The organism is Citrobacter sp. XY323, assembly GCF_025106035.1.
GTDB lineage: Bacteria > Pseudomonadota > Gammaproteobacteria > Enterobacterales > Enterobacteriaceae > Citrobacter > Citrobacter braakii.
Genome location: NZ_JANYUK010000015.1, coordinates 1 through 15,568 on the forward strand (window position 1 = coordinate 1; position 15,568 = coordinate 15,568).

15 protein-coding genes and 1 pseudogene are annotated in these 15,568 nt (G+C 51.2%); 8 read left to right on the forward strand and 8 right to left on the reverse strand.

The features are described 5' to 3' along the window. Window positions 1–143: 143 nt before the first annotated feature. Both mobB and mobA read right to left on the reverse strand, forming a co-directional pair. Window positions 144–662 carry a molybdopterin-guanine dinucleotide biosynthesis protein MobB gene (mobB, locus tag N0B36_RS19765; RefSeq protein ID WP_103848142.1) on the reverse strand — a complete coding sequence of 173 codons (519 nt, stop codon included), beginning with the start codon at window positions 660–662 and terminating at the stop codon, window positions 144–146. Further along, entirely contained in the window at window positions 644–1,228 is a 585-nt protein-coding gene (gene mobA / locus N0B36_RS19770; RefSeq protein ID WP_047357798.1) for a molybdenum cofactor guanylyltransferase MobA, read from the reverse strand. Before mobA ends, mobB begins: the two co-directional genes overlap by 19 nt. Window positions 1,229–1,297: 69 nt before the next feature. On the opposite strand from mobA, the gene N0B36_RS19775 reads away from it, so the two are divergent. From N0B36_RS19775 to dsbA, 3 genes are all read left to right on the forward strand, one after another. Continuing rightward, on the forward strand, window positions 1,298–1,567 hold the full coding sequence (locus tag N0B36_RS19775; RefSeq protein ID WP_003028616.1) for a YihD family protein: 270 nt from the start codon (window positions 1,298–1,300) through the stop codon (window positions 1,565–1,567). 76 nt (window positions 1,568–1,643) lie between these two features. Then, window positions 1,644–2,630, forward strand: a complete 987-nt coding sequence (locus N0B36_RS19780; RefSeq protein WP_103848140.1) for a serine/threonine protein kinase — start codon at window positions 1,644–1,646, stop codon at window positions 2,628–2,630. Between the two features lie 16 nt (window positions 2,631–2,646). Beyond that, window positions 2,647–3,270, forward strand: a complete 624-nt coding sequence (gene dsbA, locus N0B36_RS19785; RefSeq protein WP_016155156.1) for a thiol:disulfide interchange protein DsbA — start codon at window positions 2,647–2,649, stop codon at window positions 3,268–3,270. A gap of 13 nt (window positions 3,271–3,283) precedes the next feature. Here dsbA and N0B36_RS19790 read toward each other — a convergent pair whose 3' ends face one another. Further along, window positions 3,284–4,153 (reverse strand): acyltransferase, encoded by an 870-nt coding sequence (locus tag N0B36_RS19790; protein WP_227021179.1) that lies wholly within the window; start codon window positions 4,151–4,153, stop codon window positions 3,284–3,286. Between N0B36_RS19790 and N0B36_RS19795 the strand changes: the two genes are divergently transcribed. Next, window positions 4,038–4,373 carry a hypothetical protein gene (locus tag N0B36_RS19795; RefSeq protein ID WP_019077950.1) on the forward strand — a complete coding sequence of 112 codons (336 nt, stop codon included), beginning with the start codon at window positions 4,038–4,040 and terminating at the stop codon, window positions 4,371–4,373. The genes N0B36_RS19790 and N0B36_RS19795 overlap by 116 nt on opposite strands. Window positions 4,374–4,588: 215 nt before the next feature. Continuing rightward, a complete protein-coding gene (polA, locus tag N0B36_RS19800) occupies window positions 4,589–7,375 on the forward strand; it encodes a DNA polymerase I (RefSeq protein WP_259688881.1) in 2,787 nt (928 codons plus the stop codon). Window positions 7,376–7,708: 333 nt separating this feature from the next. Here the strand turns inward: polA and yihA are convergent, their stop codons facing one another. Continuing rightward, window positions 7,709–8,341 carry a ribosome biogenesis GTP-binding protein YihA/YsxC gene (gene yihA, locus N0B36_RS19805; protein ID WP_005121851.1) on the reverse strand — a complete coding sequence of 211 codons (633 nt, stop codon included), beginning with the start codon at window positions 8,339–8,341 and terminating at the stop codon, window positions 7,709–7,711. Window positions 8,342–8,550: 209 nt separating this feature from the next. Between yihA and N0B36_RS19810 the strand changes: the two are divergent. From N0B36_RS19810 to hemN, 3 genes and pseudogenes are all read left to right on the forward strand, one after another. Continuing rightward, window positions 8,551–8,799, forward strand: a pseudogene (locus N0B36_RS19810) (hypothetical protein). Between the two features lie 105 nt (window positions 8,800–8,904). Next, a complete protein-coding gene (yihI, locus tag N0B36_RS19815) occupies window positions 8,905–9,414 on the forward strand; it encodes a Der GTPase-activating protein YihI (protein WP_019077947.1) in 510 nt (169 codons plus the stop codon). Window positions 9,415–9,602: 188 nt separating this feature from the next. Then, window positions 9,603–10,976 (forward strand): oxygen-independent coproporphyrinogen III oxidase, encoded by a 1,374-nt coding sequence (gene hemN / locus N0B36_RS19820; protein WP_047497475.1) that lies wholly within the window; start codon window positions 9,603–9,605, stop codon window positions 10,974–10,976. A gap of 87 nt (window positions 10,977–11,063) precedes the next feature. Here hemN and N0B36_RS19825 read toward each other — a convergent pair whose 3' ends face one another. The 4 genes from N0B36_RS19825 to glnA form a co-directional block, all read right to left on the reverse strand. Then, a complete protein-coding gene (locus tag N0B36_RS19825; protein ID WP_003028631.1) occupies window positions 11,064–11,174 on the reverse strand; it encodes a YshB family small membrane protein in 111 nt (36 codons plus the stop codon). A gap of 112 nt (window positions 11,175–11,286) precedes the next feature. Beyond that, the gene (gene glnG / locus N0B36_RS19830) at window positions 11,287–12,696 is read right to left on the reverse strand and encodes a nitrogen regulation protein NR(I) (RefSeq protein WP_016155162.1); all 1,410 of its coding nucleotides are present in this window, start codon (window positions 12,694–12,696) and stop codon (window positions 11,287–11,289) included. Window positions 12,697–12,707: 11 nt separating this feature from the next. After that, window positions 12,708–13,757, reverse strand: coding sequence for a nitrogen regulation protein NR(II) (glnL, locus tag N0B36_RS19835; RefSeq protein ID WP_016155163.1), 1,050 nt, complete (start codon window positions 13,755–13,757; stop codon window positions 12,708–12,710). A 203-nt stretch (window positions 13,758–13,960) separates the two neighbouring features. Beyond that, window positions 13,961–15,370 (reverse strand): glutamate--ammonia ligase, encoded by a 1,410-nt coding sequence (gene glnA, locus N0B36_RS19840; RefSeq protein ID WP_003028638.1) that lies wholly within the window; start codon window positions 15,368–15,370, stop codon window positions 13,961–13,963. Between the last annotated feature and the right edge of the window lie 198 nt (window positions 15,371–15,568).

Consider the following 15,568-nt stretch of genomic DNA (forward strand, 5'->3'; position numbering starts at 1 on the left):
CGAGAGTAGGGAACTGCCAGGCATCAAATAAGTGAAGAAGCCCATCCTGCCGGATGGGCTTTTTTGCGTCTGCAGGGGGTGAAAACTGCCGGAGGTGACCTCCCGCCTTATCCGGCCTACAAAGGCGTATCACGACACAGCAGCTATCTTCTTATCCATTGCGTAACAAAATCGGCAACTTGCTGTATATCGTTGATATCTAACAATGGAACATCCACCGCAAGCGGAATATCACTGGCAACCGCGATAACATAGTTGTCTAACGCCAGGTCCTCTGGACTGTGCCCGCAACCGTCGCGAAAAAGAACGATCTTAGCAACAGGTTCATGCTTAAAGCCCTCAACCAACACCATATCCAGTGTAGAAGCATCCATCCTGCTTACCAGGTACGCTAAATCCAGTTCGGGCTCTTCCGGGGTCTCTACCATTAATGCCCAGCGCTGCTGGCTGGCGACCAGGGTTTGTGCTGCACCGGCTTTGCGTAGCTCATAGCTATCTTTGCCGGGCTTATCAACATCCATATTGTGATGAGTATGCTTAATCAATCCGGGACGAATGCCTCTGGCACGTAGCTCCGGGATCAATTTTTTAAGCAGCGTAGTTTTTCCCGTTCCGCTCCATGCTGCTATAGCGAGTAATGGGATCATGGTTTGTCCTGCCATTTTGCAAGTTCTTCAGGGGTGTTCACGTTCACGAACGCATCTTTATGATCGCTGAAATCGACAGCATGACCGCCAGCCTGGCGCATAAAGACCATGACGCGTCTTTCACCGGACTGAAGATAATCCTGTAGCAAGGGTTGCATGGTGCGGTGCATTAGCGCAATGGTCGGATGATCTCTTTCCCCATCATGCACCCAGACAACCGGTGCAGCTTTGCGCTGTTCCTTCAAACGTTTGACCAGATCGCGAGGAATATAGGGCATATCGCATGGGCAGAACAGAAACCACTCCCCCGCTTGCTGCAGGAATACCGATAGCATCCCGGCCAGTGGGCCAGGGAAATCGGCCAATGAATCAGGGATAACTTTTAGGCCGCTTTGTTGGTAAATATCCCGGTGGCGATTGGCATTAACCACCACGGTTTCGACCTGTAAAGCGAGGGTATCGGCTACGTGCCGCCAAAGAGGTTTACCGTCCAACTCAAGCAGACCTTTATCGGTTCCGCCCATCCGTCTGGCCTTACCGCCTGCCAGCACAACCCCTGTTATTGCACTATCCAGAATCACTGATATCGCCTCTTTTAATGTGGGATTGACCCTGCTAACGTATCTGTATTGAGCCTAAGGAGCACAACCATGAAATGTAAACGTCTGAATGAAGTTATTGAACTCCTCCAGCCGGCCTGGCAGAAGGAACCCGATCTTAACCTGATGCAATTTTTACAGAAACTGGCGCAAGAGTCAGGTTTTGACGGCGAACTGGCGGATTTAACTGATGACATTCTGATCTATCACCTGAAAATGCGTGACTCGGCGAAAGACGCCGTCATCCCAGGTATTCAGAAAGATTATGAAGAAGATTTTAAAACCGCACTACTCCGCGCACGTGGCGTAATTAAAGAGTAAAAGCTTGTAATCGCCACCACCGAAAGCGCTGCGAAATGATATCCTGAATCATTCGTAGTATTTTCCGGATGATGGGATGAACGACAACGCTTTTAATTTCCAGACGCTACACCCGGATACCATCATGGATGCACTGTTTGAGCAGGGGATCCGGGTGGACTCCGGGCTTACCCCGCTTAACAGCTATGAAAACCGTGTCTATCAATTCCAGGACGAAGACCGTCGACGCTTTGTCGTTAAGTTTTATCGCCCTGAACGTTGGTCTGTCGATCAGATCCAGGAAGAGCACCAGTTTGCTCTGGAACTGGTAAGCGATGAAGTCCCGGTAGCTGCACCGCTGATACTAAGCGGCCAAACGCTGTTAAGCCATCAGGGTTTCCATTATGCGATCTTCCCCAGCGTCGGCGGGCGGCAGTTTGAGGCCGACAATATCGATCAGATGGAGGCGGTGGGGCGCTATCTGGGACGTATGCATCAGACCGGATGCAAGCGTACTTTTGCCTTTCGCCCGACGATTGGCCTTGAAGAATACCTGACTGAGCCGCGTAAGCTTTTTGAACACGCACAGTTGATCCCATCAGGGCAAAAAGCGGCTTTCCTGAAGGCAACGGATGCGCTTATCGCGGTCGTAACCGAACGCTGGCATGCACGTTTTACCACGCTACGTCTGCACGGTGATTGTCATGCCGGCAATATTCTGTGGCGCGATGGTCCGATGTTTGTCGATTTAGATGATGCCCGCAATGGCCCGGCTGTTCAGGATTTATGGATGCTCCTCAATGGCGATAAAGCTGAACAACGCATGCAGCTTGAAACCATTATCGAGGCTTATGAAGAGTTTAGTGAGTTCGACACCTCTGAAATCGGACTGATAGAACCTTTACGCGCTATGCGTTTAGTTTATTATCTTGCCTGGCTAATTCGACGTTGGGCTGACCCTGCGTTTCCAAAAAACTTCCCGTGGTTAACCGGGGAAGATTACTGGCATCGTCAGACCGCGACCTTTATTGAGCAGGCAAAAATTCTGCAAGAGCCCCCCTTACAATTAACGCCAATGTATTAATCGGAGAAATTTGAACATGAAAAAATTATGGCTGGCGCTGGCTGGTATGGTTTTAGCTTTTAGCGCATCTGCAGCGCAGTTCCAGGATGGCAAACAATACATCACTCTGGAAAAGCCTGTTGCGGGTGAACCGCAAGTGTTGGAGTTCTTCTCCTTCTACTGCCCGCACTGCTATCAGTTTGAAGAAGTTCTTCACGTCTCTGATAACGTGAAGAAAAAACTGCCTGAAGGCACCAAGATGACCAAGTACCACGTCGAGTTTCTGGGGCCGTTGGGCAAAGATCTGACGCAAGCTTGGGCCGTTGCTATGGCGCTGGGCGTTGAAGATCAAGTAACCGTTCCGTTGTTTGAAGGTGTTCAGAAAACCCAGACCGTTCAGTCTGTAGCTGATATCCGTAAAGTGTTTGTCGACGCGGGTATTAAAGGTGAAGACTATGATGCGGCATGGAACAGCTTCGTGGTGAAATCACTCGTGGCGCAGCAGGAAAAAGCGGCGGCTGATTTACAGCTGCAGGGCGTTCCGGCAATGTTCGTGAATGGCAAATATCAGGTAAATCCGCAGGGCATGGATACCAGCAGCATGGATATCTTTGTACAACAGTATGCGGATACCGTGAAGTATCTGGTTGGTCAGAAGTAAAAGCAAAAGCCGGTCACTTGTGCTGACCGGCTTTTTCATATGAGGCTTTAATCGCGTCGAGCTGCGCGTCTTTCTCACTCCACAGCGTATTAAGCCATAGCTGAAACCGACGCTTGAATCCCTTATCGTTCACGTAATCACCGTGCAACTCTTCATGAATTGGCTCCAGATTTACCCGCACGACAATACGCGTTAGCTTACCGCTCAGCATATCGTAGAACGGTCGGCTGCTGTTTTCCGGATAGCACAACGTGACGTTCAACATTTTATCGAACTGTGACCCCAGTACGTTCAATGCCATCGCAATACCGGCCGCCTTTGGAGGGAGCAAGTTTTGATAAGGAGAGCGGGTTTGCTCACATTTCTCTTTGGTAAAACGTGAACCTTCGACAAAATTCACAATAGTTGTCGGGTGTACGCGAAACTTCTCGCAGGAACGACGCGTTGTTTCGACATCTTTACCGCGCCGTTCTGGATGACGGAGCAGGTAGCCTCGCGAATAGCGTTTCATAAACGGCATATCCAGCGCCCAGCAGGCCAGGCCAATAAAGGGCACCCAGGCCAGTTGTTGCTTGAGGAAATATTTATTCATTGGGATGTGCTTACGGAACAGAACGCAAAGCACAACGATGTCAGCCCAGCTGTAATGGTTACAAATGAGCAGATACCAGTTTTTCTTGCTAAGACCTTCCAGTCCCTCGACATCCCACTTCAGTCGCGGATTGAGGTGTAGCAGTAGCGCCAGACCTTCACACCAGCAGTACATCATGAAATTACAGAAGACAGAAACCTTGCGCCAGACAACGGGAACGGGCAAAAGGAGTTTTACAACTCCGGCAAGGATGATCGGCACAGAACAAAAAATCGTGACCAATATGGTCAATACGATACTCAGCAACAGCGTTATCGCAGCGAGTATTCTCGTCATAATTAAATTATTCAAAAGGTTAGCCATAGATAGTGCGCTAAAGAGGCGCAAGGGGCTGATTTTATCAGAAAACGAACCAAATGATGGATCTTCCCTGAATAGAAAAAAAGGGAATATCTATCCACATCAGGATATAAGCTGTATAAATGGAATAAAATGCTACGCATTTATTTAAGCTTCTGAAATATATATATAAATAAAATGACGTGTTAATTTCATTGCTATATTTAAAGAGCTGAAAATTATTTATTCACAAAGTTATCCACAGTCTTCTTTGCGAGCAAAGCAGAAGATCTACAAAAGTTTTTCGACAAATGCGGCGAAAAACTCATGTTTTCATCCTGTCTGTGGCATCCTTTACCCATAATCTGATAAACAGGCACGGACATTATGGTTCAGATCCCAGAAAACCCACTTATCCTTGTAGATGGCTCCTCTTACCTGTATCGCGCATACCATGCGTTCCCGCCGCTGACCAACAGTGCAGGAGAACCTACTGGCGCGATGTATGGTGTCCTCAACATGCTGCGTAGCTTGATTCTGCAATATCAGCCGACCCATGCTGCGGTGGTATTCGACGCTAAGGGTAAAACCTTCCGTGATGAGTTATTCGAACACTACAAGTCACACCGCCCACCCATGCCGGACGATCTGCGTGCGCAGATTGAGCCTCTGCATGCGATGGTAAAAGCGATGGGGTTGCCACTGCTGGCCGTTTCGGGCGTGGAAGCAGACGATGTCATTGGTACGCTGGCGCGGGAAGCAGAGAAGGTGGGTCGTCCGGTGCTGATTAGTACCGGTGATAAAGATATGGCTCAGTTGGTGACGCCGAATATCACCCTGATCAACACCATGACCAATACGATCCTTGGCCCGGATGAAGTGGTGAATAAATATGGTGTTCCACCAGAACTGATCATCGATTTCCTGGCGCTGATGGGGGATTCCTCAGATAACATCCCTGGCGTTCCTGGCGTAGGTGAAAAAACCGCGCAGGCTCTGCTGCAGGGGCTGGGTGGGCTGGATACCCTCTATGCTGAATCAGACAAAATCGCGGGGCTGACTTTCCGTGGTGCGAAAACTTTGGCGGGCAAACTTGAGCAGAATAAAGAGGTAGCGTACCTCTCTTATCAATTGGCTACCATCAAAACGGATGTTGAACTGGAGTTGACCTGCGAGCAGTTGGAAGTACGTCAGCCGGAAGCGGATGAACTACTTGGCCTGTTTAAACAGTACGAATTCAAGCGTTGGGTTACTGACGTTGAAGCGGGAAAATGGCTACAGGCGAAAGGAACGAAGCCGGCGGCAAAACCACAGGAAACTATCGCCGTCGATGAAACGCCTGAGGGGCCGGCCACGGTTCTCTCGTATGATAACTATGTGACAATTCTGGATGAAGCGACGCTGGAAGAGTGGATTGCGAAGCTGAAAAAAGCGCCTGTCTTTGCCTTCGATACAGAAACTGACAGCCTGGACAACATCTCTGCGAATCTGGTTGGCCTGTCTTTTGCCATTGAACCGGGTGTGGCTGCATATGTTCCTGTTGCCCACGATTACCTGGACGCCCCCGATCAGATCGCTCGCGACCGCGCGCTGGCATTGCTGAAGCCGCTGCTGGAAGATGAGAACGCGCATAAAGTCGGGCAAAACCTGAAGTATGATCGCGGTATCCTGGCGAACTATGGCATTGAACTGCGTGGTATCACCTTTGACACCATGCTCGAATCCTACATTCTTAACAGCGTCGCTGGCCGACACGATATGGACAGCCTCTCGGACCGCTGGCTGAAACATAAAACCATCACCTTTGAAGAGATCGCCGGAAAGGGCAAAAACCAGCTGACCTTTAACCAGATAGCGCTGGAAGAAGCCGGACGTTACGCTGCGGAAGACGCCGACGTTACGCTACAGCTCCATCTCAAAATGTGGCCAGAATTGCAGCAGCATAAAGGACCGCTGAACGTCTTTGAAAATATCGATATGCCGCTGGTTCCTGTTTTGTCTCGCGTTGAGCGCAACGGTGTGAAAATCGATCCGGCTGTTCTGCACAAACATTCAGAAGAGCTGACGCTGCGTTTGAACGAGCTGGAGCAAAAAGCGCACGAGATCGCCGGAGAAGCGTTTAACCTCTCTTCCACCAAGCAACTGCAAACTATCCTGTTTGAAAAGCAGGGTATTAAGCCGCTGAAGAAAACCCCTGGCGGCGCGCCATCAACGTCGGAAGAGGTACTGGAAGAGCTCGCGCTCGATTACCCATTGCCGAAAGTGATCCTGGAATATCGCGGCTTAGCAAAACTGAAGTCGACCTATACGGATAAGCTTCCGTTGATGATTAACAAGAAAACCGGGCGCGTGCACACCTCCTATCACCAGGCGGTGACCGCTACCGGGCGCTTGTCATCTACGGATCCAAACCTGCAGAACATCCCGGTACGTAATGACGAAGGTCGTCGTATTCGTCAGGCGTTTATTGCGCCAGAAGACTACGTGATTGTCTCCGCAGACTACTCACAGATTGAACTGCGTATCATGGCGCATCTCTCGCGTGATAAAGGTCTGCTTACAGCGTTTGCCGAAGGGAAAGATATTCACCGCGCAACGGCGGCGGAAGTCTTTGGCTTACCGCTGGATTCCGTGACTGGTGAACAACGCCGCAGCGCGAAAGCCATCAACTTCGGTCTGATCTACGGGATGAGTGCCTTTGGTTTGGCGCGCCAGTTGAATATTCCGCGTAAAGAAGCACAGAAGTACATGGACCTCTACTTCGAACGCTACCCTGGCGTGCTGGAATATATGGAACGCACCCGTGCACAGGCAAAAGAGCAAGGTTATGTCGAAACGCTGGAAGGGCGTCGTCTCTATTTACCGGATATTAAATCCAGTAATGGCGCTCGTCGCGCTGGTGCAGAGCGCGCGGCAATTAACGCCCCGATGCAGGGTACTGCCGCAGACATTATCAAACGCGCCATGATTGCGGTGGACGGATGGCTGCAAACCGAGCAACCACGTGTACGCATGATCATGCAGGTACACGATGAACTGGTGTTTGAAGTGCATAAAGATGACCTCGAAAGCGTCTCTAAAAAGATCCATCAACTGATGGAAAACGAGACCCAGATTGATGTGCCGTTGCTGGTGGAAGTCGGTAGTGGCGAAAACTGGGATCAGGCGCACTAAGGGTTTGCTGAATAACGCCCCTTTTTCGTAACTAAGCAACATAAGATAGAACTTTTTGTGATGTCCATTAGAATTCCCTATGTAAGGAATGAAAAAAAATTACAAAAAGTGCTTTCTGAGCTGCTCAAAAAAGAGTAAAGTTATTCACGTAGGGTACAGAGGTAAGATGTTCTATCTTTCAGACCTTTTACTTCACGTAATCGGATTTGGCTGAATATTTTAGCCGCCCCAGTCAGTAATGACTGGGGCGTTTTTTATTGTGCGAAAGAAAAGTTTCGCACAGGCTGTAGGCCGGATAAGACGCGCAGCGGCGCTATCCGGCATATCGGTGGATTACTCCCCGTCCTGCATCTCTTCAATCGGCGCCAGTTCACTAAACCAGCTATCCAGCTTCTGCCGAAGTTTGTCCACGCCCAGTTTTTTCAGGGATGAAAATGCTTCTACCTGTACATCACCGTTAAATGCCAGTACGGCTTCACGTACCATATTCAACTGGGCTTTGCGCGCACCGCTGGCCAGCTTGTCTGCTTTAGTCAGCAGTACCAGAACCTGAACGTTGCTCTCAACCGCCCACAAGATCATCTGCTGATCGAGGTCTTTTAGCGGGTGACGAATATCCATCAGTACCACCAGACCTTGCAGGCTCTGACGTTTTTCCAGATATTCAGCCAGCGCGCGCTGCCATTTGCGCTTCATCTCTTCCGGAACTTCGGCATAACCGTATCCTGGCAAATCGACCAGGCGTTTGCCGTCAACGACTTCAAACAAGTTGATGAGCTGAGTACGACCCGGCGTTTTAGATGTACGCGCCAGACTCTTTTGATTCGTCAGGGTATTTAGCGCACTGGATTTGCCTGCGTTGGAACGGCCAGCAAAAGCCACTTCGATACCGGTATCGGAAGGTAAATGGCGAATATCAGGCGCACTCATCACAAAGTGCGTCTGTTGATAATTCAAGTTAGTCAAAGCAGTCCTCTCCATCAATCAGGGCTTTGCAGCGATTATACCTGAACCCCAGCAAAAGGCTGGTTTTTCGACGCGTAGGCTATGTAAGTAAAAACCTCGCACTTTGTGAGACATTGCCGATAGTTTCTATACGAGATGACAGAGTAAAAAATGACGTAACTAAAATAAATCATATAGTTAAGATAAGGCACTATTCTTAAAGTCCGAAATTGTTACCCAGGTTACTTGTACGTTTAAACCAAAGCGGTAAAGTAGCGCCCATAGCGAGGAAGCTGACAGGATAGTCGACTCAGGATGAGGGTCAGGAGCGCCAGGAGGCGAAGACACAGGATTGTCAGGGAGACAAACGTCTGGAGACGTTAGTAAAAGGAAATGGAAACAACACGGAATGTTTCAGGCTAAGGGAAAAACAGGGTGTGTTGATAGCCAACAGGGATTGTAGAGCCCGTAAGGGTTGAGAGTCAGGAAAAAAGGCGACAGATTACTCTGTCGCCTTTTTTCTTTATTTCTGCTAGATTCCGGCGCAATTATATACTGAATAAAACAGCCAAAGACGAATCATGATGAAACCAACTTCTACACCACGCGGTAAAGGTCCTGCAAAAGCGCGTCGTAAAACACGCGAAGAAATTAATCAGGAAGCTCGCGACCGTAAGCGCCAGAAAAAACACCGTGGTCATGCGGCGGGTAGCCGTGCGTCCGGTAGCGAAGGTGCATCTGGTGGCGGAAACCAAAATAAGCAAAAAGATCCTCGTATTGGCAGCAAAAACCCCATTCCATTGGGCGTGACCGAAAAAGTCACCAAACAGCACAAACCGAAGAGTGAGAAACCTATGCTTTCACCACAGGCTGAGTTGGATTTACTGGAAACGGATGAGCGCCTGGATGCGCTGCTGGAGCGTCTTGAAGCAGGAGAAACCCTGAGCGCGGAAGATCAGACCTGGGTTGATGCCAAGCTGGACCGCATCGATGAGCTGATGCAAAAGCTGGGTCTTTCTTACGATGACGAGGAAGAAGAGGAAGAGGAAGAAAAGCAGGAAGACATGATGCGTCTGCTGAAAGGCGGCAACTAACGGTTTTACACCGTGGGTCTTCCCGTCCTGCTTATAACCCTTCCGGTTATATGTTATCTGGTGTGGTTATTCGTTAAACTACAGCGGTTGTCGCGGCGACAGAAGTGGCTGCGCAACCGGCTTATCACCCGCACTGGGGTTAAGCCGGTACGCCGTACCCGCCAGAGACGCCATCGGAAGGAGTGAGCATGTCAGAGCAGTTAATAGACTGGGACCTGGCCCTGATCCAGAAATATAACTATTCCGGGCCACGATATACCTCGTACCCGACCGCGCTGGAGTTTTCTGAAGACTACGGCACAGAAGCATTTCTAAAGGCCGTGGCGCGTTATCTTGAGCGTCCGCTCTCGCTGTACGTTCACATCCCGTTCTGCCACAAACTGTGCTACTTCTGCGGCTGCAACAAGATTGTGACTCGCCAGCAGCATAAAGCAGATCAATATCTCGATGCCCTGGAACAAGAAATTATCCATCGCGCACCGCTGTTCGCCGGACGCCATGTCAGCCAGCTGCACTGGGGCGGCGGCACGCCAACGTATCTGAATAAAGCGCAAATCAGCCGTTTGATGTCACTGCTGCGTGGCAATTTCAACTTTAACGACGATGCCGAAATCTCGATCGAAGTGGATCCGCGTGAAATCGAGCTGGATGTCCTTGATCATTTACGCGCTGAAGGTTTTAACCGTTTGAGCATGGGAGTGCAGGACTTCAACAAAGAAGTTCAGCGCCTGGTGAACCGTGAGCAGGATGAAGAGTTTATCTTTGCGCTGCTGAATCATGCGCGGGAGATTGGCTTTACCTCAACGAATATCGATCTGATTTATGGCCTGCCAAAACAGACGCCAGAGAGCTTCGCCTTTACCCTGAAACGCGTGGCTGAGCTGAATCCAGACCGTCTAAGCGTCTTTAACTACGCGCACCTGCCGACGCTGTTTGCTGCCCAGCGCAAGATTAAAGATGCCGACCTGCCCAGCGCGCAGCAGAAGCTGGATATCCTGCAGGAGACCATCTCTTCACTGACCGAAACTGGCTATCAGTTCATTGGCATGGATCACTTTGCCCGCCCGGATGACGAACTGGCCATTGCTCAACGCGAGGGCGTTTTGCATCGCAATTTCCAGGGCTATACCACTCAGGGGGATACCGATCTGCTGGGGATGGGCGTATCGGCCATCAGTATGATTGGCGACAACTACGCGCAGAATCAGAAAGAGCTGAAGCACTATTACCAGCAGGTAGACGAGCAGGGGAATGCGCTGTGGCGCGGAATTGCCCTGACCCGCGACGACTGCATTCGTCGGGATGTTATTAAGCTCCTGATCTGCAATTTCCGCCTCGACTATGCCGCCGTGGAACAACAATGGGATCTGAACTTCGCTGACTATTTTGCCGAAGACCTGAAACTGCTGGCACCGCTGGCGAAAGATGGGCTGGTGGATGTGGATGAGAAGGGGATTCAGGTTACGCCGAAGGGGCGTCTGCTGATTCGTAATATTTGCATGTGCTTCGATGCATATCTGCGCCAGAAAGCGCGTTTGCAGCAGTTCTCGCGCGTTATTTAGCCGGGTTGCCCGGTGGCGCTTCGCTTACCGGGCCTACGAAATCTCAATACGTAGGTCGGGTAAGCGAAGCGCCACCCGACAAACCCGCTAGCTGAACAGCCCAACCAGCGCCGCACACAGCACGGCGGCAACCGCAGTTTGTGGCGTATGGCTTTCAACCGCACCGCTCGATAGCAGATTTATCATTGATTCCAGCATGATGACTTCCCCCCGTTTGCCGGGCACGATCATACTTAACTCATCGGAACAGTAAAGCGCAAAATAGCAGCAATTTGCGCTCAATTATCAATCTTTACACAGTGACCGATCGTCACTCCATTCCGAGTTCTTTTAACTTACGCGTCAAGGTATTACGGCCCCATCCAAGCAGGCGTGCGGCTTCCTGTTTGTGCCCCTGGGTATGACGTAGCGCGGTGGTCAGCAGCGTGCGCTCCATCTCCGGTTGAGCCTCTGAAAGCAGGTTTTGATGACCGGAACGTAATGCCCGATCCGCCCACTGTGCCAACAGGGTTGCCCAGCTGTCTGGCTGCATATGGGACGGTGCATCAGGCACGGTGGTTTCAAACAGTTCGGTCGGTAAGTCCTGAATGAGTACTTCCTGTCCGGCGGCCATTACGGTTAACCAGCGACAGGTATTCTCAAGCTGACGCACGTTTCCCGGCCATGACAGACGGGTGAGCGCCGCCTCGGTTTCAGTGTGTAATTGCTTGGCTTCTACTCCCAGTTCGCGGGCGGCCTCCTGCAGGAAATGACGCGCCAGGCGTGGGATATCTTCCCGACGTTCGCGCAGTGGCGGCAGATGCACCCGGATGACGTTCAGACGATGGAATAAGTCCTCACGGAATTTGCCTTCCTGCACCCGCAGTTCCAGGTTCTGGTGCGTGGCGGCGATAATACGTACGTCCACCTTCACAGGCGCATAACCGCCAACGCGGTAAAACTGTCCATCGGCTAATACGCGCAATAAACGTGTCTGCACGTCCAGCGGCATATCGCCAATTTCATCGAGGAACAGCGTGCCGCCGTCTGCCTGTTCAAAGCGCCCCTGACGAATCGTATTCGCCCCGGTAAACGCCCCTTTTTCATGGCCAAACAGCTCAGACTCGATCAAATCTTTCGGAATAGCAGCCATGTTCAGCGCGATAAACGGTGCTTTGACGCGCGGGCTATGACGGTGCAACGCATGGGCGACCAGCTCTTTACCGGTCCCGGACTCTCCGTTAATCAATACGCTGATTGAAGAACGGGACAGGCGACCAATAATGCGAAAGACGTCTTGCATTGCCGGTGCTTCGCCGATGATGTCGGTTGTTGGGCCGTTGATCTGAACATTACGCGGTTGCTGCTGTTCCTGATAATGGCTGATGGCGCGTTCGACCAGCGCCACGGCTTCATCAATATCAAAAGGTTTGGGCAGATAATCAAACGCCCCTTGCTGATAGGCGCTGACGGCAGCATCCAGATCGGAGTGTGCGGTCATTATGATGACCGGAAGCATCGGATGCCGCTGTTTGATCTGTTTTAACAGCGTCAGGCCGTCCATGCCCGGCATGCGGATATCCGACAGCAGTACGTCCGGCGTTTTGCTGGCCAGCGCGTCCAGTACCTCTTTACCGCTTTCAAATGTAGTACAGCTTAGTCCTGCCCCTGCGAGCGCACGTTCAAGCACCCAACGGATGGAACTATCGTCATCAACTACCCAGACTATTCCTCGTTGCATAAACGTCACCTTTATTTCCTGATAGGCAGGTAAACCGAGAACTCGGTATGACCCGGCCAACTGGTAAATTCAATTTTGCCGGAATGTTGATCAATCAAATTACGGGCGATGGATAATCCAAGGCCGGTACCGCCTTCGCGACCGCTGACCATTGGGTAGAACAGCGTGTCCTGCAAATGCGAGGGAATTCCCGGGCCGTTATCCTCAACATCAATCCGCGCCGCCAGACGATAACGCATACCGTGCAGCGTGAGCTGAAACGCGGTGCGGGTACGCAGAATAATTTCGCCACCTTCCGGTCCCAGCGCCTGCAAAGCATTGCGCACGATGTTCAGCAAAACCTGCTCGATCTGGTCCGGGTCGTGCAGTAATTCAGGCAGACTTGGGTCGTAATCACGAATCAGCGTGACGTTTTCCGGCAGCTCCATCGAGACCAGCGCTACCACGCGCTCCGCCACTTTGTGAATACTTTCCGTGACGTGCATTCCCGGCTGTTGCGGTCCCAGTAAACGGTCGACCAGATTACGCAGGCGGTCGGCCTGCTCAATAATGACTTTGGTATATTCGGTCAGCGCCGGGTCCGGAAGCGCTTTACTGAGCAGTTGCGCCGCGCCGCGTAATCCACCCAGCGGGTTTTTAATTTCGTGCGCCAGGCCGCGCACCAGATCGCGGGCAGCAATCTGCTGGGCGTGCTGGAGCTGTTCCTGGCTCAGACGGCGCTGGTTATCCATTGGCGCCATCTCCAGCAGGATAAGGCCATCAGGCAGCCTCTGAGCGGTCACAGAGAGGATGTGTGAGTGGCTATCTATCACCAGCGTCACTTCGTTATCCGTAAAGCCCTGGCCTGCTTCCAGGCTCTCTCGCATCAGCCCGATGTTTAAGGAGAAATAACTCAACAGATCCGGAAGTGGGGTACCAAACAGTTTGCGGGAGCTTTGGGCGAGCAGCTGTTGTGCCGCCGGGTTGGCGTAATGTACCGCCAGCTCATCGTCGACGAGTAAGATGCTGTTGATTAAAGAATTGAGGATCTGCCCAGCATCGGGCAGCGTGCCGGTTGCCATTCAGCAGTCTCCTGAAAAGTGTTGCACCAATTTAGTGCATTATAGCTTTTTACATCAAAAAAGCGCGAGGAAGCAGGTTGTTAGTGGAGAAAAAAGCCCATCCTGGGATGGGCTAAAAGTTCCACGGCAACTTAAAGACTCTATATTTTTCTTGCTACAGCCGCGTGGGTCGCAACAAGAAATCTACGGAGTATTGGTACTAATTAAACGCTGTAGTACAGCTCAAACTCTACCGGGTGCGGAGTCATACGCACGCGGTCATCTTCTTCGCGACGCAGCGTAATGTACGCATCGATCGCTTCATTGGTGAACACGCCGCCTGCAGTCAGGAACTCACGGTCCAGATCCAGTTCTTTCAGTGCTTCTTCCAAAGAACCTGCAACCTGTGGGATCTCTTTCGCTTCTTCCGGCGGCAGGTCGTACAGGTTTTTGTCCATGGCTTCGCCCGGGTGGATCTTGTTCTTAATACCGTCAAGACCCGCCATCAGCAGTGCTGCGAAGCACAGGTACGGGTTAGCAGCCGGGTCCGGGAAACGCACTTCGATACGACGCGCTTTCGGAGAAGCTACTACCGGAATACGGATCGAAGCAGAACGGTTACGGGCAGAGTAAGCCAGCATTACCGGCGCTTCGTAGCCTGGGACCAGACGCTTGTAAGAGTTGGTGGTTGGGTTAGCCAGCGCGTTGATCGCTTTAGCGTGTTTGATTACGCCGCCAATGTAGAACAGCGCCTGCTCAGACAGACCCGCATATTTGTCGCCAGAGAACAGGTTTACGCCGTTCTTGGACAGGGACATGTGGCAGTGCATACCGGAACCGTTATCGCCAAACATAGGTTTTGGCATAAAGGTCGCGGTTTTACCGAAACGGTGAGCGACGTTGTGAACCACATATTTGTAGATCTGAATTTCGTCCGCTTTTTTGGTCATGGTGTTAAAGCGGGTCGCGATTTCGTTCTGACCTGCGGTCGCCACTTCGTGGTGATGCGCTTCAACAACCAGGCCCATTTCTTCCATGATCAGACACATGGTAGAACGGATGTCCTGAGAAGAATCTACCGGAGGAACTGGGAAGTAACCGCCTTTCACGCCAGGACGGTGACCTTTGTTACCACCTTCGTATTTGGTGGAAGAGTTCCATGCGCCTTCGATGTCATCGATAGCCACGTGGGAACCGGAAATGGACGCGCCGAAACGGATGTCGTCAAACAGGAAGAACTCTGGCTCAGGCCCGAACAGAACGGTGTCTGCGATGCCGGTAGAACGCAGATACTCTTCAGCGCGTTTAGCGATGGAGCGCGGGTCGCGGTCGTAGCCCTGCAGCGTACCTGGTTCCAGGATATCGCAACGGATGATCAGGGTGGACTCTTCATAGAACGGGTCGATGAGTGCAGTAGACGCATCTGGCATCAGAACCATGTCTGATTCGTTAATGCCTTTCCAGCCACCGATTGAGGAGCCGTCAAACATTTTGCCTTCTTCAAAGAATTCGGCATTTACCTGATGAGCAGGAATAGTGACGTGCTGTTCTTTACCTTTGGTATCAGTGAAGCGTAAATCAACAAACTTCACTTCGTGTTCGTTCAGCATCGTCAAAACGTGTTCAGCGGACATACTTACTCTCCCGGATTGGTCATGGTCGTCGTGGTAACGAAGTCTTCAATTCTGCAAAAAATTGGCCGTGTCGCCGTAAAAAATATAAAGCGAAATCTGTGCCAACTTTTAAATTGCCCCTAAAAGGCGTTATCATGCGCACTATCGTGCAAAGGGGCTGCACCATGAAGGTTGTATTGCACCATTATAGTGCTTTAA

Coding starts and splice junctions, on each gene's coding strand:
- mobB (WP_103848142.1), bottom strand. CDS start 662: ATGGCAGGACAAACCATGATCCCATTACTCGCTATAGCAGCATGGAGC.
- N0B36_RS19775 (WP_003028616.1), top strand. CDS start 1,298: ATGAAATGTAAACGTCTGAATGAAGTTATTGAACTCCTCCAGCCGGCC.
- N0B36_RS19780 (WP_103848140.1), top strand. CDS start 1,644: ATGAACGACAACGCTTTTAATTTCCAGACGCTACACCCGGATACCATC.
- dsbA (WP_016155156.1), top strand. CDS start 2,647: ATGAAAAAATTATGGCTGGCGCTGGCTGGTATGGTTTTAGCTTTTAGC.
- N0B36_RS19795 (WP_019077950.1), top strand. CDS start 4,038: ATGAAATTACAGAAGACAGAAACCTTGCGCCAGACAACGGGAACGGGC.
- polA (WP_259688881.1), top strand. CDS start 4,589: ATGGTTCAGATCCCAGAAAACCCACTTATCCTTGTAGATGGCTCCTCT.
- yihI (WP_019077947.1), top strand. CDS start 8,905: ATGAAACCAACTTCTACACCACGCGGTAAAGGTCCTGCAAAAGCGCGT.
- hemN (WP_047497475.1), top strand. CDS start 9,603: ATGTCAGAGCAGTTAATAGACTGGGACCTGGCCCTGATCCAGAAATAT.
- N0B36_RS19825 (WP_003028631.1), bottom strand. CDS start 11,174: ATGCTGGAATCAATGATAAATCTGCTATCGAGCGGTGCGGTTGAAAGC.
- glnG (WP_016155162.1), bottom strand. CDS start 12,696: ATGCAACGAGGAATAGTCTGGGTAGTTGATGACGATAGTTCCATCCGT.
- glnL (WP_016155163.1), bottom strand. CDS start 13,757: ATGGCAACCGGCACGCTGCCCGATGCTGGGCAGATCCTCAATTCTTTA.
- glnA (WP_003028638.1), bottom strand. CDS start 15,370: ATGTCCGCTGAACACGTTTTGACGATGCTGAACGAACACGAAGTGAAG.